13 protein-coding genes are annotated in these 17,944 nt (G+C 69.3%); 6 read left to right on the forward strand and 7 right to left on the reverse strand.

Annotated elements, in window-relative coordinates; genetic code table 11:
* The first annotated feature begins 530 nt into the window (after window positions 1–530).
* The 3 genes from CEK65_RS00205 to CEK65_RS00215 are packed head-to-tail and all read left to right on the forward strand — an operon-like array spanning window position 531 to window position 3,527.
* Complete coding sequence (locus CEK65_RS00205) at window positions 531–1,919, forward strand: cytochrome P450 (RefSeq protein ID WP_152180375.1); 1,389 nt, start codon at window positions 531–533, stop codon at window positions 1,917–1,919.
* A complete protein-coding gene (locus CEK65_RS00210; protein ID WP_152180376.1) occupies window positions 1,912–2,826 on the forward strand; it encodes a sulfotransferase domain-containing protein in 915 nt (304 codons plus the stop codon). Before CEK65_RS00205 ends, CEK65_RS00210 begins: the two co-directional genes overlap by 8 nt.
* Complete coding sequence (locus CEK65_RS00215; RefSeq protein ID WP_152180377.1) at window positions 2,823–3,527, forward strand: sulfotransferase family protein; 705 nt, start codon at window positions 2,823–2,825, stop codon at window positions 3,525–3,527. The genes CEK65_RS00210 and CEK65_RS00215 overlap by 4 nt, the downstream gene beginning before the upstream one ends.
* A gap of 12 nt (window positions 3,528–3,539) precedes the next feature.
* Here the strand turns inward: CEK65_RS00215 and CEK65_RS00220 are convergent, their stop codons facing one another.
* The 4 genes from CEK65_RS00220 to CEK65_RS00235 form a co-directional block, all read right to left on the reverse strand.
* Window positions 3,540–4,313, reverse strand: coding sequence for a TorF family putative porin (locus CEK65_RS00220; protein ID WP_226980421.1), 774 nt, complete (start codon window positions 4,311–4,313; stop codon window positions 3,540–3,542).
* Between the two features lie 5 nt (window positions 4,314–4,318).
* The gene (locus tag CEK65_RS21315) at window positions 4,319–6,859 is read right to left on the reverse strand and encodes a methyl-accepting chemotaxis protein (protein ID WP_152180379.1); all 2,541 of its coding nucleotides are present in this window, start codon (window positions 6,857–6,859) and stop codon (window positions 4,319–4,321) included.
* 497 nt (window positions 6,860–7,356) lie between these two features.
* Entirely contained in the window at window positions 7,357–7,914 is a 558-nt protein-coding gene (locus CEK65_RS00230; protein ID WP_017912964.1) for a DUF3228 family protein, read from the reverse strand.
* Window positions 7,915–8,160: 246 nt separating this feature from the next.
* On the reverse strand, window positions 8,161–9,081 hold the full coding sequence (locus CEK65_RS00235; RefSeq protein WP_152180380.1) for a M14 family metallocarboxypeptidase: 921 nt from the start codon (window positions 9,079–9,081) through the stop codon (window positions 8,161–8,163).
* 333 nt (window positions 9,082–9,414) lie between these two features.
* Between CEK65_RS00235 and CEK65_RS00240 the strand changes: the two genes are divergently transcribed.
* The 3 genes from CEK65_RS00240 (at window position 9,415) to CEK65_RS00250 (ending at window position 12,560) form a co-directional block, all read left to right on the forward strand.
* A complete protein-coding gene (locus CEK65_RS00240; RefSeq protein ID WP_193314647.1) occupies window positions 9,415–10,785 on the forward strand; it encodes an alpha-amylase family protein in 1,371 nt (456 codons plus the stop codon).
* Between the two features lie 151 nt (window positions 10,786–10,936).
* Entirely contained in the window at window positions 10,937–11,779 is an 843-nt protein-coding gene (gene metF, locus CEK65_RS00245; protein WP_017909642.1) for a methylenetetrahydrofolate reductase [NAD(P)H], read from the forward strand.
* Window positions 11,780–11,942: 163 nt separating this feature from the next.
* The gene (locus tag CEK65_RS00250; RefSeq protein WP_152180382.1) at window positions 11,943–12,560 is read left to right on the forward strand and encodes a DUF4124 domain-containing protein; all 618 of its coding nucleotides are present in this window, start codon (window positions 11,943–11,945) and stop codon (window positions 12,558–12,560) included.
* Window positions 12,561–13,275: 715 nt separating this feature from the next.
* Here CEK65_RS00250 and CEK65_RS00255 read toward each other — a convergent pair.
* The 3 genes from CEK65_RS00255 to secA all read right to left on the reverse strand — a co-directional run bounded on the left by CEK65_RS00255 (window position 13,276) and on the right by secA (window position 17,940).
* On the reverse strand, window positions 13,276–14,238 hold the full coding sequence (locus CEK65_RS00255) for a Nudix family hydrolase (RefSeq protein WP_152180383.1): 963 nt from the start codon (window positions 14,236–14,238) through the stop codon (window positions 13,276–13,278).
* Window positions 14,239–14,527: 289 nt separating this feature from the next.
* Window positions 14,528–14,902, reverse strand: coding sequence for a VOC family protein (locus CEK65_RS00260; RefSeq protein ID WP_017916715.1), 375 nt, complete (start codon window positions 14,900–14,902; stop codon window positions 14,528–14,530).
* Between the two features lie 296 nt (window positions 14,903–15,198).
* A complete protein-coding gene (secA, locus tag CEK65_RS00265; protein ID WP_017909647.1) occupies window positions 15,199–17,940 on the reverse strand; it encodes a preprotein translocase subunit SecA in 2,742 nt (913 codons plus the stop codon).
* Between the last annotated feature and the right edge of the window lie 4 nt (window positions 17,941–17,944).

The following is a 17,944-nucleotide window of genomic DNA, read 5'->3' on the forward strand; positions in this document are numbered from 1 at the left end:
CAGCCACTCGTTGCCGAAATGGCGCGACCATAGCACGCAGCGATGGCGACGCAGTGGCCACACGTGCAGGGCGGCACCCTGCATGGCATGCGCGGCGATGCGCTGCAATCGCGTGCGACACACGCCACAAAACTGCAGATGACATGCGCATTGCAGTTGGCCGCGCTTCAGTCTTTTGCTTGCGCCGCCGCATCCAAGCGAGGATGCTTTTTTCCGCGCCTGCCACGCTGAGGCAGGCGCGACAATCGCAACAGATCCCCCGCTCAATCAGGAGTATCGCCATGAAACGCCTTTTTGATTCGCTGTCGCGTTGGGTGCAGAGCCTCGGTGGCCGCAAGCTCGGCTACATCTACACCTACTGACCTCCCCCGCCACCGTCGCGTGGCATGACCGTGCGAGAGGGGGCGACCCGCCCCCTCTCCCCAGCGCTCTCCGCTTCGCACGGCTGCACGCCCGTTCGCCATCGGCTCCATGTCCCCTCCTGCGTCGCGGTGTGACCCGCCGACACGGCTATTCGTGCGGATCTGCACGTGACCGATCCGCACCCGCGCCCGCCAGGCCCGCGCGGGCACTGGGCGTTCGGCAACCGGCAGGCTTTCGCCACCGATCCCCTCGACTTCCTGCAACACTGCGCACGCACGCATGGCGACGTGGTGCGGATCGCCGAGCGCACCTATCTGCTCGCAGCACCAACCGCGATCGCCAAGGTGCTCGGCGACGACGGCAGCCTCTACGCCAAATCCGATCCGGATCCGCGTGCGCGGCGCGCTGCATTTCCGGCATCGGTGATGAACAGCGAGGGCGAGGCCTGGCGGCGCAAGCGCCAGGCGCTGCAGCCCGCGTTCCGCGCCAGCCTGGTGCGCGACTACGCCGCAAAGGCGGCCGCCGCCACACAGGTTCTGCTGCGCTCGCGCGACGACATCGACAACGTGCACGACTTGCGCCTGAGCATGACTGCGCTCTGCGCGCAACTGGGCGCCGGCTTCCTGCTCGGCGATGCGGCGCACGCGCCGGCGCTGCTGCGGATGCTGCCGATGGCCGATGCGATCCTGCAGCAGACGCGTACGCCGTCCGCGGCGCCGGCCTGGTGGCCGAGTGCCGGCAAGCGCCGCCTGCGTGCCGCACGCGGCGCACTGGACACCGCGCTGACGCAGATCCTGACGTCTCCACGTTCCAATGGCGCAGACGCCTCGGTGCTGGAGCTGCTGCGACGCGACGCTCCGCAGGCCGACGACGACTGGTGCCGCGACGAAGCGGCGGCGATGCTGATGTCGGCGCTGGAGCCGATGGCGGCCGGCCTGACCTGGACGCTGTTGCTGCTGGCGCAACATCCATCGATCGCGCAGGCCGTGGCGGAGGAAGCCGATGCCCTGCCCGGTATCGACGGCGCATCCACCACGCCCTGCGCCGATGCGCTCGTCGAACGCCTGCCGCTGACGCGCGCCTGCGTGAAGGAGGCCATGCGCCTGTATCCGCCGGCATGGATGACCGCGCGCATCGCGCAACGCGACACCACGCTGGGCGGCTTCGCGGTGCCGCGCGGTACCCAGCTGATCGTCAGCCAGTGGGTGGTGCAGCGCGATCCGCGTCACTTCTCCGCGCCGGACCGCTTCCTGCCGGCGCGCTGGCTGGACCCGGCGCAGACACCGGCGCGCTACACCTACTTTCCGTTCGGCGGCGGTCCGCGCAGTTGCATCGGCAGCCAGTTGGCGCTGGTGCAGATGACCGTGGTCGTGGCCGGCCTGTTGCGCGAGCGCACCCTGCACCTGGCGACGGATGCGCGGCCGCGACCGTATCCGGCGCTGGTGCTGCGTCCACTCGATGTCCGCATCGCCTTGCGCCCGCGCACGACAACCCTGTCCCGCCAGTCGCCCGCGACGGCGCCCTTCCCCCGCACACCGGAAACCCCGCATGGCTGATTCCACTGCCTTCGCCAAGACCCGGGAATACTCCAACCGCTTTTTCGATTCCGCCGCGTGGAACGAGCTGGAGTTTCGCGACGGCGACATCGTCATCGCCAGCTACGCCAAGGCCGGCACCACCTGGCTGCAGCAGATCGTCGCGCAGTTGCTGTTCGAGGGCGCGGCGGACGTCGACGTGTCGGCGATCTCGCCGTGGCTGGACGGCGTGTACCCGGACCGCACGAGCAAGCTCGCGCTGCTGCAGGCGCAGACCCATCGGCGCTTCATCAAGACGCATCTGCCGGCCGATGCGCTGATGGTCAGCGATCGCGCCAAATACCTGTACATCGGCCGCGACGGCCGCGACATCGCGCTGAGCCTGTACGACCACCAGTGTGCGGTCAGCCAGGATGCGCAGGCGCGGCTGGATGCCGGGGCGGCCGAACCGGGCAAGCTGCGCGTGGTGCCGCCGCCGAGCCTGCCGGTGGATGCCTACGTGGCGCATTGGCTGGCCCACGACGGCGCACCGTTCTGGCCGTTCTGGGAAGGCGTGCGCAGCTGGTGGCAGCAGCGCGCGCAGCCGAACGTGCTGCTGGTGCACTACGCCGACCTGCTGCAGGATCTGCCCGGGCAGGTGCGGCGCATCGCCGCGTTCCTGGAGATTCCGGTGCGCGAGGCGGCCTGGGAGACCATCCTGGCACACTGCCGGTTCGGCTACATGCGCCAGCACGCCGCGCGCTACGTGCCGCAGGGTGCCGGGCTGTGGCGCGAGGGCGGCAAGGCCTTCTTCAACCAGGGCCGCAGCGGCCGCTGGCGTACGCTGTTGCCGGCGACCGTCGCCGCCGACTACGAGGCGCGCGCGCAGGCCGAGCTGGGCCGCGAGGCGGCACAATGGCTGGCACAGGGCGCCGGAGCGACGGCATGAGCCTGCGCGTCATTGGCGCCGGCCTCGGCCGCACCGGCACCCTGTCGCTGAAGCTGGCGTTGGAACATCTGGGCCTGGGCCGCTGCTATCACGCCATGGAACTGGCCGCGCACCTGCGTCAGGACTTGCCGCTGTGGAATGCGGTGATCGACGGGCAGGCGGACTGGGAGACGCTGTTCGCCGGCTACACCGCCACCGTCGATTATCCCGGCTGCTGCTTCTGGCGCGAACTGGCCGCACGCTACCCGCAGGCCAAGGTGATCCTGACCGTGCGCGATGCCGATGCCTGGTTCGAGTCGGTGCGCAGCACCATCTTCGCCAGCGACGGCAGCGTGCCGGCCCTGTTCGGCGCCGAGGGCCAGCGGCTGAGTCAGTTCCTGCGCCGCGACTTCGCCACGCGCATCGACGATCGCGGCTTCATGACCGACTATTTCCGCCGTTGGAACCAGGCCGTCATCGCCAGCGTGCCGGCGCAGCGCCTGCTGGTGCTCGACACCGACGCGCGGACGGGCTGGGAGCCGCTGTGCGCCTTCCTGGGCGTGCGGGTGCCGGCACAGCCGTATCCACGCGTGCATGCGCGCAGCGGCGGCGGCACGCAAGCGCGCCCGCTGCCCGGCGACCCGGTGCAACGCGAGCAACGCCTGCGCGCCTACCTGGACCGGCTCGCCGTGGAGGCGTTCGCAGCGCCCGCCGACGGCTGAGCGCGCGTCCGCCTACAGCGAGAAGTTGCGCTTGATCGAGAACGACCAGGCGCCGTCGATCGGGTTGGAGACGTGCACCCGGCCCTCGCCATCCGCCACGCCGGTGGTGTAGCGGCGATAGACGCCGGCGCTGTTCCAGGCCCGTGCGTAGCTCAGGCCGAACTCGGTGCCGCGCCAGGTGCGGCTCAGGCCCACGCGCGCGTCGGTCCAGCCGTAGTCGGCGAAGTTGCGCACGTGCTGGTGGCCGGCGTGCACGCTGGCCTGCCAGTCCGACGCCAGCGGTAGCGTGGCGTCCAGCGCCAGATAGCCGGAGCCGCGCGAGTGCCGGCCCTGGCCGACGCCCAGCGTGGCGCTGTTGTAGCCGAAGTAGTCGCGCGTCCAGGTGCTGGCGTAGGACAGTTCCAGCGTGCGCCAGTGCCCGGCGACGATCGCCTCGCCATAGTCGTAGCGCGTGCCGCTGGCGCTCATGCGCGCGCCGGGGTAGGCGTAGTGGTAGACGCCGGCGCGCCAGCCCCAGTCGCCATGGCTGGCCGCGTAGCCGGCATACACGTCCCACTCCACGTGCCCGCCTTCGATGAAGTACGGGCTCACCCCGGACGCCCAGGTGCCGGCATACCAGCCGCTGTCCGCGGCCACGTCCAGCCCGCCCTGCAGCACCGGCCGCCCCCAGCTCTGCTCGAATCCGCGCGAGACGTAGTTCGAGGTCGCCGCCAGATTGGCGCTGGCGATCCCGGCCCAGGCCGGTGCGGCGACGCCCAGCGCCAGCAGCAGCGCTGCGCTGCGCATGGCGCTCACGACACCAGCTCCAGCCGCGCCCGGCCCGCCGCGGCCAGGCCGCCCGACGAAGGTGCCGCGAGCTTGAACAGCGCTACCGCGCGCTGCAGTTCCTCGGCCTGATCCTCCATCGCCCGCGCCGCCGCCGTGGCCTCCTCGACCAGCGCGGCATTCTGTTGGGTGGCTTCGTCCATCTGCACGATGGTCTTGCTCACCTGTTCGATACCGGCGCTCTGCTCCTGCGAGGCGGCGGCGATCTCGCTCATGATGTCGGTGACCCGGCGCACGCTGGCCACGACCTCGCGCATGGTGTCGCCAGCGCCGTTGACCAGTGCGGTGCCATCGTCGATCTTGCCGACCGAGGCGTCGATCAGGCCCTTGATCTCGTGCGCCGCGGTCGCCGAGCGCTGCGCCAGCGCGCGCACCTCGCTGGCCACCACCGCGAAACCGCGGCCCTGCTCGCCGGCGCGCGCCGCCTCCACCGCGGCGTTGAGCGCCAGGATGTTGGTCTGGAAGGCGATGCCGTCGATCACGCCGATGATCTCGGCCATCTTCTTCGATGCTTCGGCGATGCCGGACATGGTGTCCACCACCTGCTCGACCACCGCGCCGCCACGCGAGGCCACGCCCGCGGTGTCCTGCGCCAGGCAATTGGCCTGATGCGCATGCTCGGCGTTCTGCTTCACCGTCGAGGTCAGCTCCTCCATCGAGGCCGCGGTTTCTTCCAGATTGGCCGCCTGCTGCTCGGTGCGACGCGACAGGTCGTCGTTGCCGGCGGCGATCTCGCTGGCGGCGGAGTTGATCGCGGTGGTGGCCTGCTGGATGCGGCCGACGATGCCGGTCAGCTGTTCCACCGTGGCATTGGCATCGTCGCGCATCTGCGCGAATACGCCATGGAATTCGCCGTGCATGCGCGCGGTGAGGTCGCCCTGGGCCACGGCACGCAACAGCGCCGACAAGGCCGAGAGGTTGCCTTCGGTCAGCTCCATCAGCCGGTTCAGCCCGACCACCATGCCGCGGAAGTCGTACTGGAAGCGCTCGGCGTCGCCACGCCGGGAGAAATCGCCGGAAGCCGCGGCCTGCGCCAGTTCGGTGATGGCCTGGTTGATCGCCTGCAGGCTGCGCTTGGTGGTGCGCATCGCCTCGGTGATCGCGGCCTTCTCGCCCGGCAGCGGCTCCATGTCCACCTGCATGTTGCCGATCGCGTACTGCGACATCACCTCGACCAGGCGCCGCTGCACGTCCACGTGCGCGGCCACCAGCGCGTTGGTGCCATGGACCATGCGTCCGTACTCGCCGGGGAAACGTTCGGCGTCCATCCGGTAGCTCATCTCGCCGGCGTCGTGGCGCTGCGCCATCTCCGCCTGCGCCTGCATCACCGCCTGCAACTGCGTCTGCATGCTGCCCATCGCATCCAGCAACTGGCCGAGCTCGTCGTCGCGGCGATGCCGGACCTGGCTGTCCAGGCGCCCGGCGGCGACTGCCGAAGACACCCGCACGGCCTCGGCCAGCGGGTCGAGCACCTGCCGGCGCAGCAGCAGGTACAGCGCGCCGCTCAGCAACAACGCCGAGAGCAGGCCGACCGCGACGATGGTCCACAACAGTGCACGCGCCTTGGCCATGACCAGCGCGTACGGCACCGAGACGCCAAGCGCGAATGTCTGCGGCGCATCGCCGATCTTCAGCGGCACGAACACGTTCAACGCATCCTCGCCGTCGGTGCGGCGATGGTCGAACACCACCTGGCCCTTGGCCACGCGCGCCAGCATGTCCTTGGACCAGGCATCGCTGCGGGTCTTGCCGACCTGCTGCGGATCGCGGCTGGCCATCACCATGCCCAACGGCGACAGCAGGCTGGCATGGCCCTCGCCCATCGGCCGCAGCGCGGCGATGCGCTGCTGCAGGGTATCGAGGGTGAAGTCGACGGTGACCACGCCCAGGAAACGCCCGTTCTCCAGGATCGGCGTGGCCAGCGTGGTCATCAGCGTGTCCTTGCCGGCCACCGGGTAGTAGTACGGCTCGATCACCACCGGCTTGTGCGTGTTGCGCGCCAGCAGGTACCAGTCGCCGTCGCCCGGCTTCTCGTAGTCGCGCAGCGCCTCGCGCACCAGCTTGCCGTTCTGCCGCGACCACCAGGTCATGTAGCGGCCGGTGGCGTCATGGCCCTCGGTGCCGACGAAGGCCTTGTCGTTGCCGTCGAACGCGTCCGGCTCCCACATGGTGCTGATGCCCAGCCACTGCGGATGCGCGTCGAGCTGGCTGCGCAGCACCGCGGTGGCGGTGGCGCGCGACAGACCGGCGGCGTGCTGCACGCGGAAGCTGTTGGCCAGCGCGTCGCTGGCGTCGAAGGCCACGCCGATTTCGCGCGACACCCGCTGCGCCTCCACTTGCGCCAGGTTCTCGATGCTGGTGCGCGAGGTCGACAGCAACGCCTCGCTGCTGCGCCAGTAGATGATCATGGCGGTCAGGCCGAAGCAGGCCAGCGCAAGCAGGCCGGTACCGAGCATCAGGCGTTTGGCGACGCTGCCGCGACGGCGATGCGGCGACGGAGTGGACATGACGACTTCCTTGGCAAGTGGGGGAGGGAATACGGTCGCGGGGAACGCCCCCACGCGGCAGCCCGCCACGGCGCGCGGCACGAGTGCGCCGTGTCCGCTGCCGATGACCTGCCCGAGGCGCCTTCCCCACCGGGCCACGATGCGCTGCCGGACATTGCGTCCTGGCGCCGCTGCATGGCGACCCACCCTCTCGCTATCGTCCCGCCGTCCGCAAACTTGATAGTCGTTGCGCATCATGCCGATGAACGGACAGGGCGTCGCGGCGAAAACGCACGGCAGCGCGCAGTTCTGTTCAGCACTTATGCGCCAGTGCAAAAGCGCGTACACGGATGCAGCACGGCGGGCCGGCGGCGGCAACGTGCAGGGATGCGTGAAGACGGCTGCGCGACTGCGTGACCGCGTCCGGGGCGATCACGCCTGCGCGCGGTAACGTGCGCCGCATGCACCTCGATGGGTGCCCGGCGAGGTCACTGCGCGCGGACCGTGTCTGGCCGCGCTTACGGCCGCCAGTTGGCGTTGTGCTCCCAGAACGCCACGCTGCGCCGATAGGCGTCGCGATCCAGCGGCACGCCCGAGCCGCCCTCCTCCACGCCCAGCGCATTGCGCAGCATGGTGATCGGCGCCATCGGGATCTCCTGCGGCTCGGCGGTATACAGGCAACCGACCACGCCCCAGTCCGCCTCGATCGGCGCGCCCTCGTGCGCGAGCTGTTCGCGGCTGTAGAGGATCGGCAGCAGGTACTCGGCCACCGGCGGCTCGACTCCTTCGAACCAGCGCACCAGGACCGGCAGTTCTTCACGGCTGCGCGCCTCGTAGCCCGAGCGCAGCAGGCGCCGGTTGGCGTCGGTGATGGGCACGGTCAGGCAGCGCGTCGAGGTCCAGTTGCGGTGCACGTGCAACTTGCAGAACGGTGCGTAGCCGTCCAGCACCTGCAGCGGCGTGTGCGCGTTGAGGTGCTGCTCGAACTGCTCGGGCGTGCAGTCCTGGATCGCATTGCGGCGGCCATCGCGCGGGAACAGACGCGTGCGGGCAAACGGCGTGAGGACGATGGACATGGGGTGCATGGCAAACGAGGGCCCACAAGCGTAGCGCGCGGCAGGGTCGGTGCCCACCGCTGCCGCCGTCGCAGCCGGTGGCGCAAGGCCATGCGGAACAGCGCTCAGCGGAACTTGCGATACCTCGGCTGGGTGCACTGTGGGAGGGACTTCAGTCCCGACGCCGTGCAAGGTTGGGTACCCAGCGGGCGTCGCTCGTCGCGGCTGGGTGACAGGGGTGCTGCAAATCGTGCATCCACCTGGGGACTACGGATGCGCCAAGGCGTAGTCGATCGCCGCGCGTACCGCCGCCACCTGCGCGGCGTTGCACTGCTGCGGCGTGGCGCTGGCGCTGTCCGGATACACCTCGGTAGTCGTGGTGTAGCGCGCGTCGGTGATGCCTGCACACAGACCCAGCCGCTTCACCGGGTAGTTGATGACCCCCGGCGCCGCCAGCGGCGTGCCGATGAGTTCGCCGGCGGCGTCGGCCGGCACGATATGGGTGACCTGCGCGACTGCGGCCAGCACCGCCTGCTGGAACGCGGGCTGCGGGTTCTCGCTGTCGCCGACCAGGTAGAAACCGTCGGGAATACCGCCCGGCGCGTAGGCGATGCCATCGCGCGCGGCCAGCGCCGGCCGGAATTCGGACTCGTCGCTGTCGGTGGTCTCGTGCAGGTCGATGTGCATGCGCACTTGATCGCGCAACGGCGCGACCAGGTGCAGCAGCGCAGCCGATTCCTGCGCCGGGCTGTCGGCGCGGAACGAACGGTTGGGATCCAGCGCATCGGCGTTCCAGCGATGGATGCGCTCGTACGCCCACGGGCTTACGCACGGCGCCACCAGCACGTTGGCGCGGCCGGTGTAGTCCCCGGCATGCTGCTGGGCGAACTGCAGCGCGCCGTGCACGCCGCTGGTCTCGTAACCATGCACGCCGCCGGTAACCAGCATGCACGGCAAGGCGTCGTCCCAGTTGCGGCTGCGCAAGGCCAGCAGCGGATAGCGCTCCTGCGCGTATGCCAGTTCCCCGTACGCGACCACCTCCCACTGCCCGCGCAGGCCTTCGATGGCAGCGACCACCTCGTCCTGGTAGCTGCGCCGGCGCGGCTGACCCGCCAGCCAGGCCGCCTTCTCGGCCGCGCCCCAAGGCACGCCGGGGGTTCCGATCGGATAGAAGGCTGCGCTGGTCATGGTGCGGCTCCGCGTCGACAGGTGAGGGCGGCGACTGTAGCAAAGCGCATGGGCCGCGATGCGACATGTGCCATGAATGCAGCGCGCACGGCGCTCCCGAGCGGAAGCGGATGCCGATCCCGCTTTCGTACGCTGTCGCCATGAATACGTATGTAGCGCGCGCATGTTGCGCCGCGATGCGCGCTTAGCATCCTCCGGCCGCTCGCCAGCCCCGCGGCGACGTCATATCCCTGTCCTGCAGGCGTCCTGCCTGCGCCCACGCACCGAGGAGATCGAACGATGCGCGTCCCATCCGCTGCAAATCGTCTGCTGCACCTGCACCGCTGGCGCAGCCTGCTGGTCGGCCTGCTGCTGCTCCTGGCCACCGCCAGCGCCCAGGCCGACGTCATCCTGCATGCCTTCAACTGGCCCTACGCCACCGTGGAAGCGCGTGCCGCGCAGATCGCCGCCGCCGGCTACCGCAAAGTACTGGTGGCGCCGGCCTACCGCTCGCAGGGCGACGCCTGGTGGGCGCGCTACCAGCCGCAGGACATGCGCCTGATCGACAACCCGCTCGGCGACACCGACGCCTTCGCCAGCATGGTGCAGGCGCTGAAGGCGGTGGGCGTGGAAACCTATGCCGACGTGGTGCTCAACCACATGGCCAACGAAGCGGCCACGCGCTCGGACCTGAACTACCCGGGCAGCGCGGTGCTCGGCCAGTACGCCGCCAATCCGCAGCGCTATGCGTCGCTGCGACTGTTCGGCGACCTCTCGCAGAATTTCCTCAGCGCCAACGATTTCGGCCCGGCGCAATGCATCACCAACTACAACGATCCCTACCAGGTACGCACCTACCGCATCTGCGGCGGCGGCAACGATCCCGGCCTGCCGGATCTGGTCGGCAACGACTGGGTGGTGCAGCAGCAGCGCAACTACCTGCTGGCGCTGAAGGCGCTGGGCGTGACCGGCTTCCGCATCGACGCGGCCAAGCACATGACCTTCGACCATTTGAACAAGGTGCTCGATGCGCAGGTCCGCTCCGGCGTGCTGGTGTTCGGCGAGGTGATCACCGGCGGCGGCAGCGGCAACTCCGACTACGACCAGTTCCTGGCACCGTACCTGCAGGCCACCCCGCACGCCGCCTACGACTTCCCGCTGTTCAACTCGGTGCGCAACGCCTTCGCCTACGGCGGCAGCATGGACCTGCTGGTGGATCCGGGCGCCTACGGCCAGGCGCTGCCCGGTGCGCGCGCGGTGACTTTCGCCATCACCCACGACATCCCCAACAACGCCGGCTTCCGCTACGCGATCATGGACCCGGTCGACGAGACCCTGGCCTACGCCTACCTGCTCGGCCGCGACGGCGGCGTGCCGATGGTGTACTCGGACAACAACGAGAGCGGCGACAACCGCTGGGTCAACGCCTACCAGCGCGACGACCTCAAGCGCATGGTCGGCTTCCACAACGCCGCGCAGGGCCGCGACATGCAGGTGCTGGCGCACGGCGCCTGCTACCTGCTGTTCCGCCGCGGCGACCTGGGCATCGTCGGCATCAACAAGTGCGGCAATACCGTCACCGCTGCGGTACCGATGAACGGCAGCGTATTGCGCTGGAACGTCGACTACACCGATGCGCTGGGTTCCGGCAGCGTGGTGCGTATTTCCAGCGGCAGCTACACCTTCAGTCTGCCGCCGCGGCAGGTGCGGATGTGGAAGCGCTGAGCCAGGGAGCGGACGCGGCGCGCCCACCGGCGCGCCGCGCGGGGCGCGCGTCGCCGCCCCCGGGCGACGCGGCGATCGCGAGGCTGCGACCTCTTGCACATCCATCCGGATGAAGAGATATACTCGCCACACCGCCCGCTGCGTTGCGCCAATGACCGCCATCAGCTTCGAGTTCTATCCACCCAAGACCGACGAGCAGCGCGCGCAGCTCGACCGCACCGCCGCGCGGCTCAAGGCCTACGCCCCGGAGTACGTCTCCTGCACCTTCGGCGCCGGCGGCTCGACCTTGAGCTACACCTCCGAGACCGTGCGCCACCTCAAGCAGCACCACCGTTTCGAGGCCGCGCCGCACCTGTCCTGCGTGGGCGGCAGCCGCGAGGAGATCCGCGAGCTGCTCAAGCTGTACCGCGCCATCGGCTGCCGCCGCCTGGTCGCGCTGCGTGGCGACCTGCCGTCGGGCATGGGCCACCCGGGCGACCTGCGCTATGCCGCCGACCTGATCGCCTTCATCCGCGCCGAGCACGGCGACGCCTTCCATCTGGAAGTGGGCGCGTATCCGGAGACGCACCCGCAGGCCCACGACGCGCTCAGCGACCTGCGCCACTTCAAGGCCAAGGTCGATGCAGGCGCCGATGCCGCCATCACCCAGTACTTCTACAACGCCGACGCCTACTTCCACTTCGTCGACGCTGTGCGCAAGCTCGGCGTGCAGATCCCGATCGTGCCCGGCATCATGCCGATCTCCAACTTCAGCCAGCTGCGGCGTTTCTCCGAGCAGTGCGGCGCGGAAATCCCGCGCTGGATCGGCAAGCGCATGCAGGCCTACGGCGACGATGCCGAGGCCATCCGCGAGTTCGGCGCCGACGTGGTCGCCACCTTGTGCCAACGCCTGGTCGACGGCGGCGCGCCCGGGCTGCATTTCTATACGCTCAACCTGGCCAAGCCCACCACCAACGTCCTGGCACGTCTGCGCGGCGACGTCGCCGCCGGCTGAGTGTCGCGGCCGCTGGCCGAACGCTGGGATTGGGGATTCGGGATTAGAGATTGGTAACAGCGGCGCGAGGCCTCGCTTTGGCGAATCCCCAATCCCGAATCCCCAATCCCCGCTCGTAAGGCATTCGCTCCGCGGTCACACCGGCTGCGGCTACCCTGCGCCGATGCGCGCCCTTCCGCCGATATTGCTGCTCCTGTGCCTATGCGTGTTCGCGCCGCCTGCCATGGCGCAGCGGGTGAACCGCTGCACCGGGCCCGACGGCACCACCGTCTTCAGCGATCGCCGCTGCGAGGACGTCGGCGCGATCGACCGGCTACCGCCACCGGCGGCGCCCGGCAATGTCGGCAGCGCCGCTCGCGGCCTGGCGCCGCCGCTGTGCGTGCGCCGGCTCAGCGTGTTGGCGCAGCAGATCCGCACCGCGGTCGAGACCCGCGACGTCAACCGGCTATCGGCACTGTACTGGTGGAACGGCGTCTCCGACGACGGCGCGCAACGCATCTTCGACCGGCTGGAGGCGATCGTGCGCCGCCCCCTGGTGGCGATCGTGCCGGTGTTGCCGGAGACCGGCGGGACGACCGCTCCCGCAGCCGGTACGTCGTCGACAGCCGCGTCCGCGACAACGGCCACGTCGGCCGCGGCGGATGCCGACGGTGGCGAGGCACCATCGCGCCCGCATCCGACCGGCCTGCGCCTGCAGCAGACCCTCGCCGGCAGCATCACCCCCGCCTCCACCGTGCTGGACCTGCGCCGGCAGTACGACTGCTTCTGGATCAGTTTCTGAGGAGCCGGGAATGGGGAATGGGGATTGGGGAATCGCGAAAGCGGCTCCCTGCGCGCGCACTGCGTCACCTGTAGGATCGGCTTCAGCCGCGACGCGGTGGAGCCGGGATTGGGGATTGGGGATTCTGGAACCGCAACAGCGGTTCCCCCGTACGCGGCTCCCCCCGCCCAGGAGCGGCGCCAGCCTCGTCGGACACTGTGGGAGGGACTTCAGTCCCGACGCATTGCGCCATCGGAAAGCACGCCACTTCTTCTGAGGAGCCGGGATTCGGGATTCGGGATTCGGGATTCGGGATTCGGGATTGGGGATTGGGGAATCGCAACAGCGGCTTTCGCGTACGCGCCTCCCCCTCGCGCAGGAGCGGCACCGGCCTCGTTGGAGGATCACTGTGGGAGGGACTTCAGTCCCGGCGCATTGCGCCATCGAGAAGCAAGCCACTTCTTCTGAGGAGCCGGGATTCGGGAATGGGGATTGGGGAATCGCAACAGCGGCTTCCGCGCACGCGCCTCCCCTTGCACAGGAGCGGGTTCAGCCGCGACCGGTCGGAGATCCGGTGTCGCGGCTGAAGCCGCTCCAACGGATACGGCACCGGCCTCGTTGGAGGATCACGGTGGGAGGGACTTCAGTCCCGACGCATTGCGCCATCGGAAGCACGCCACTTCGCGTTTCGCGGCTGCATGACAGTTGACCAGGGGAGCGGTTGCTGTCGCCCCACTCACGCCACATCGGCCGCCAGCGGCCACAGCCCGCGGATCGCGGCGATGCCCTGGCCGCCATGGCGGCGCGCCTCGGCGACTTGCGTCGACGCCAGGCCGCCGATCGGATAGATCGGCAGGGCGACCTGCTCGCGCAGGCGCTCGAACGCCTCCCAGCCCAGCGGCGCGGCGCCTGGGTGGCTGGCGGTGGGGGCCAGCGGCCCGACCACTGCGAAGTCGCAGCCGATGCGCTGCGCCGCCTGCAATTCTTCAACGGTATGACAGGACGCCGCCACGGCCTGCCCGGCCGGCAACGGGCGCGCCTGCCACTGCGGCAACTGCTCCGCGCCCAGGTGCACGCCGACACCCAGTTCCTGGGCCAGCGCCACGTCGCGGTTGAGCAGCACCTGCGCGCCACGCGTCGCGCACAGCGTCGCCGCGGTCCGCGCCAGCGGCGCCCACTGCTCGGCCGGCAGGCTGCGCGCACGCAACTGCACGCGGCGCACGCCGGCGTCCAGCGCGCGCTCCAGCGCCGCCAACCAGGGACCCGGCTCGGCCGGCTCCGGCGTCACCAGGTAGCAGGCGGGCTGGCGCAGCATCGCCACCACCGGCTGGTCGGCCGGCGGCATCGCGTAGCGACCCAGCTTGTCGGCGCTCACCCAGGTCAGCGCCTGGCCCTCGCGGCCGCGCGGCGTGCCCTTCCACGCCGCCACCTGGCGCACTTCCAGGCGCAGCCGCTTGTCCGGGTAGCGTTGCGGCACTTCCATCAGCCACTCGCCGACGACGGCCTCGATGCCCAGTTCCTCCTGCAACTCGCGCACCAGCGCCTGCTCCGAGGTCTCGCCGGGTTCGCGCTTGCCGCCAGGGAATTCCCACAGCCCGGCGAGGTCGCGGCCCTCGGTGCGGCGGGTCAGCAGGATACGGCCACGCGCATCGGTGATGACGCCGGCGACGACATGAATGGATCTGAGCGGTTCGGACATGGCGCAAGCTTGCCGTTTCCGGCAGCGCCAGCGCAATCAACCAGGATCACATTGGCGCCGATCGGCTGTGGAGGGCAGCGACGCCCACGCAGCCAGGCAGTCCCAGGCGATGGCCTTTTTGGCGACGCGCCAATGACGGCAGGCGCCTACCGCACCAACGCCAGAGCGTCATCGGAAATGGCCGTGAGTGGGCGCTGATCCGCCTGCAACGCTGCCCGGCGCGCGACGCGCAACGCGCTGCGGCGGCGCGCATGGCGGTGATTGCCGCACTTCCACCACCACCGCCCGCTCAGGCGCCCAGGCTGTGGCCGATCCGCCACAGCACGCCACCGGGGTCGTGCAGGGTGAAGTCGCGCATGCCCCAGGGACGGTCCCCGGGTTCGCCCAGACGCGCGCCGTAACGGCCCGCCAAATCGGCTGCATGCAGCCGCCGCCACCAGGCATCGGCGTCCTCCACCCACAGATGCAGCACGAGGTTGTGCGCCAGGCCCGCGTGGTAGAAATCCTGCAGCAGGAACGCGCAACGGTCGCCATGGCGGAAGCAGATCAGGCCGTCGCCGAGCGGCTCGGGCGCGAAGCCTACGTCGGCATAGAACCGCGCAGACAGCGCGAGATCCTGCGCCGGCACGAAGACCTTCAGTTCCAGGCTGGGCGAAGGCTCCACGGCAGGCCTACAGAGGCAATGGCGACATCGGCCAGCCTACGCGCCGCACGCACGGTACGCCACGTCGGCAAGCGCATCGCTCCAAGCCCTTCCCAAAAACAGAATGCCCCGCGCAAGGCGGGGCTATTCGCAAACGCGTGATCGATCCGACACCTGCATCCGTCGCTCACTCCTTCGCCGAAGGGAGTGCAAGAGCCGGCGTGGGGGTGTCATGACTGGCACCCCGGCACCCACAGCGTGCGACGCCGAATGCGGAGCCGCCACGCGCTTGCGCAGCGGTCCGCGCAACGCCAGGCTCAGCTCAGCTGGCCGTGGCAGTGCTTGTACTTCTTGCCGCTGCCACAGGGGCACGGATCGTTGCGGCCGACCTTCGGCGCTTCGCGGGTCACCTGCGCCACGGTCGGCGCACCCGCCTCGCCACGCTGCACCTGCTCGGCTTCCTCGTCGGCGCCGTAACCGCCGGCGTCCTGGTGCTGGAACTGGGCCTGGCGCAACTGCGCCTCCACCTGCTGACGCTCCTGCGCTTCGAGCGCGGCCACTTCCTCCTCGCTGCGGATGCGCACCCGCGCCAGCAGGGTGACCACTTCGCGCTTGGCGTGCTCTAGCATCTCCGAGAACAGCTCGAAGGCTTCCTTCTTGTATTCCTGCTTGGGCTGCTTCTGCGCATAACCGCGCAGGTGGATGCCCTGGCGCAGGTAGTCCATGCGCGCCAGATGCTCCTTCCAGCTCTGGTCGAGCACGGTGAGCATCACGTGCTTCTCCAGCGCGCGCATGGTCTCGCCGCCGATCGCCGATTCCTTCTCGCGGAAATGGCGGTCCACTTCCTCACGCACCTTCTCGACGATACCGTCCGCGTCCAGTTCCTCGTGGCGCTTGACCAGGTCGGTGATCGACAGCGACAGGCCGAGTTCGCTGGCCAGCGTGGCTTCCAGGCCCGGCAGGTCCCACTGGTCGTCCACCGAGTTCGGCGGCACGAAGCGCGACACGATGTCGTAGATCACGTCGTCGCGGATGCCGTCGACGTTCTCCTTGACCGACTCGGCGTCCAGCAGTTCGTCGCGCTGGGCGTAGATCACCTTGCGCTGGTCGTTGTTGACGTCGTCGAAGTCGAGCAGGTTCTTGCGGATGTCGAAGTTGTGCGCCTCGACCTTGCGCTGCGCCTTCTCGATCTGCCGGCTGACCAGCTTGTCCTCGATGACGTCGTCTTCCTTCATGCCCATCATGCGCATCGCCTTCTGCACCCAGTCCGAGGCGAAGATGCGCATCAGGTTGTCTTCCAGCGACAGGTAGAACCGCGAGGAACCCGGGTCGCCCTGGCGGCCGGAACGGCCGCGCAGCTGGTTGTCGATACGCCGCGACTCGTGGCGCTCGGTGCCGATGATGTGCAGGCCGCCGGCGGCCTTGACCGCGTCGTGGCGCTCCTGCCAGGCCGCCTTCAGGCGCGCGCGCGTCGCGTCGTCAAGCTCCTCGCCCAACGCATGCAGTTCGGCTTCCAGCGAGCCGCCGAGCACGATATCGGTACCGCGGCCGGCCATGTTGGTGGCGATGGTCACCGCGCCCGGCTGGCCGGCGTTGGCGACGATCTGCGCTTCGCGCTCGTGCTGCTTGGCGTTGAGCACTTCGTGCTTCACGCCCGCCTTGCGCAGGTGCTCGGACAGCATCTCCGAGGTCTCGATCGAGGTGGTACCGACCAGCACCGGCTGGCCGCGCTTGGCGCAGTCCTCGATGTCGGCCAGTACCGCGTTGAACTTGCCCTGGCGGTTGAGGAACACCTGGTCCGGCCAGTCCTTGCGGATGGTCGGGCGGTTGGTCGGGATCACCACCACTTCCAGGCCGTAGATGCTCTGGAACTCGTAGGCTTCGGTATCGGCCGTACCGGTCATGCCGGACAGCTTCTTGTACATGCGGAACAGGTTCTGGAAGGTGATGCTGGCCAGCGTCTGGTTCTCGCGCTGCACCGGCACGCCTTCCTTCGCTTCCACCGCCTGGTGCAGGCCGTCGGACCAACGGCGGCCCGGCAGGGTGCGGCCGGTGAACTCATCGACGATCACCACCTCGCCGTCGCGCACGATGTAGTCCACGTCGCGCTGGTAGATCGCGTGCGCACGCAGCGCCGCGTTGAGGTGGTGGACCACGCTCAGGTTCTGCGCGCCGTACAGGCGGTCTTCCTCGTCGGTGAGGATGCCGGCGGCGCGCAGCAGTTCTTCGGCGTGCTCCATGCCCGCTTCGGACAGGTGCACCTGCTTGCCCTTCTCGTCGACCCAGAAGTCGCCCTCGCCCTCTTCCGACTCCTGCTTGACCAGCTGCGGCACGATGCGGTTGACGCGGATGTACAGCTCCGGCGACTCGTCGGCCGGGCCGGAGATGATCAGCGGGGTGCGCGCTTCGTCGATCAGGATCGAGTCGACCTCGTCGACGATGGCGTAGTTGAGCCCGCGCTGGAAGCGGTCGGCCTTGGACAGCGCCATGTTGTCGCGCAGGTAGTCGAAGCCGAATTCGTTGTTGGTGCCGTAGGTGATGTCGGCGGCGTAGGCGGCATGCTTGTCGCTGTGCGGCATGCCCGGGTACACCACGCCCACGCTCAGGCCCAGCCAGTTGTACAGCTTGCCCATCTGCGCGGCATCGCGGCGCGCCAGGTAGTCGTTGACGGTGACCACGTGCACGCCCTTGTCTTCCAGCGCGTTGAGGTACACCGGCAGCGTCGCGACCAGGGTCTTGCCCTCGCCGGTGCGCATTTCCGCGATCTTGCCCAGGTGCAGGACCATGCCGCCGATCAACTGCACGTCGTAGTGGCGCATGCCCAGCACGCGTCGGCTGGCCTCGCGGCACACCGCGAACGCTTCCGGCAGCACCTTGTCCAGGGTCTCGCCGCCGGCGATGCGCCCACGCAGTTCCGGGGTCTTGGCCTGCAGCTGCTCGTCGGAGAGCTGCTCCATCTCCGGCTCCAGCGCATTGATCTTGGCGACGATACGGTGGAGCTGGCGCAGTTGGCGCTCGTTGCGGCTACCGAAAACGCGAGTAAGCAGACTGTTGATCATTGAA

It is taken from the genome of Xanthomonas sp. LMG 12459 (assembly GCF_009192905.1).
In the GTDB taxonomy this organism is placed as follows: Bacteria; Pseudomonadota; Gammaproteobacteria; order Xanthomonadales; family Xanthomonadaceae; genus Xanthomonas_A; species Xanthomonas_A sontii.

Bases quoted from the DNA above. Each gene is read 5' to 3' on its own strand.
- CEK65_RS00210 (WP_152180376.1), top strand. From the start codon at position 1,912: ATGGCTGATTCCACTGCCTTCGCCAAGACCCGGGAATACTCCAACCGC.
- CEK65_RS00215 (WP_152180377.1), top strand. From the start codon at position 2,823: ATGAGCCTGCGCGTCATTGGCGCCGGCCTCGGCCGCACCGGCACCCTG.
- CEK65_RS00220 (WP_226980421.1), bottom strand. From the start codon at position 4,313: ATGCGCAGCGCAGCGCTGCTGCTGGCGCTGGGCGTCGCCGCACCGGCC.
- CEK65_RS21315 (WP_152180379.1), bottom strand. From the start codon at position 6,859: ATGTCCACTCCGTCGCCGCATCGCCGTCGCGGCAGCGTCGCCAAACGC.
- CEK65_RS00230 (WP_017912964.1), bottom strand. From the start codon at position 7,914: ATGTCCATCGTCCTCACGCCGTTTGCCCGCACGCGTCTGTTCCCGCGC.
- CEK65_RS00235 (WP_152180380.1), bottom strand. From the start codon at position 9,081: ATGACCAGCGCAGCCTTCTATCCGATCGGAACCCCCGGCGTGCCTTGG.
- metF (WP_017909642.1), top strand. From the start codon at position 10,937: ATGACCGCCATCAGCTTCGAGTTCTATCCACCCAAGACCGACGAGCAG.
- CEK65_RS00250 (WP_152180382.1), top strand. From the start codon at position 11,943: ATGCGCGCCCTTCCGCCGATATTGCTGCTCCTGTGCCTATGCGTGTTC.
- CEK65_RS00255 (WP_152180383.1), bottom strand. From the start codon at position 14,238: ATGTCCGAACCGCTCAGATCCATTCATGTCGTCGCCGGCGTCATCACC.
- secA (WP_017909647.1), bottom strand. From the start codon at position 17,940: ATGATCAACAGTCTGCTTACTCGCGTTTTCGGTAGCCGCAACGAGCGC.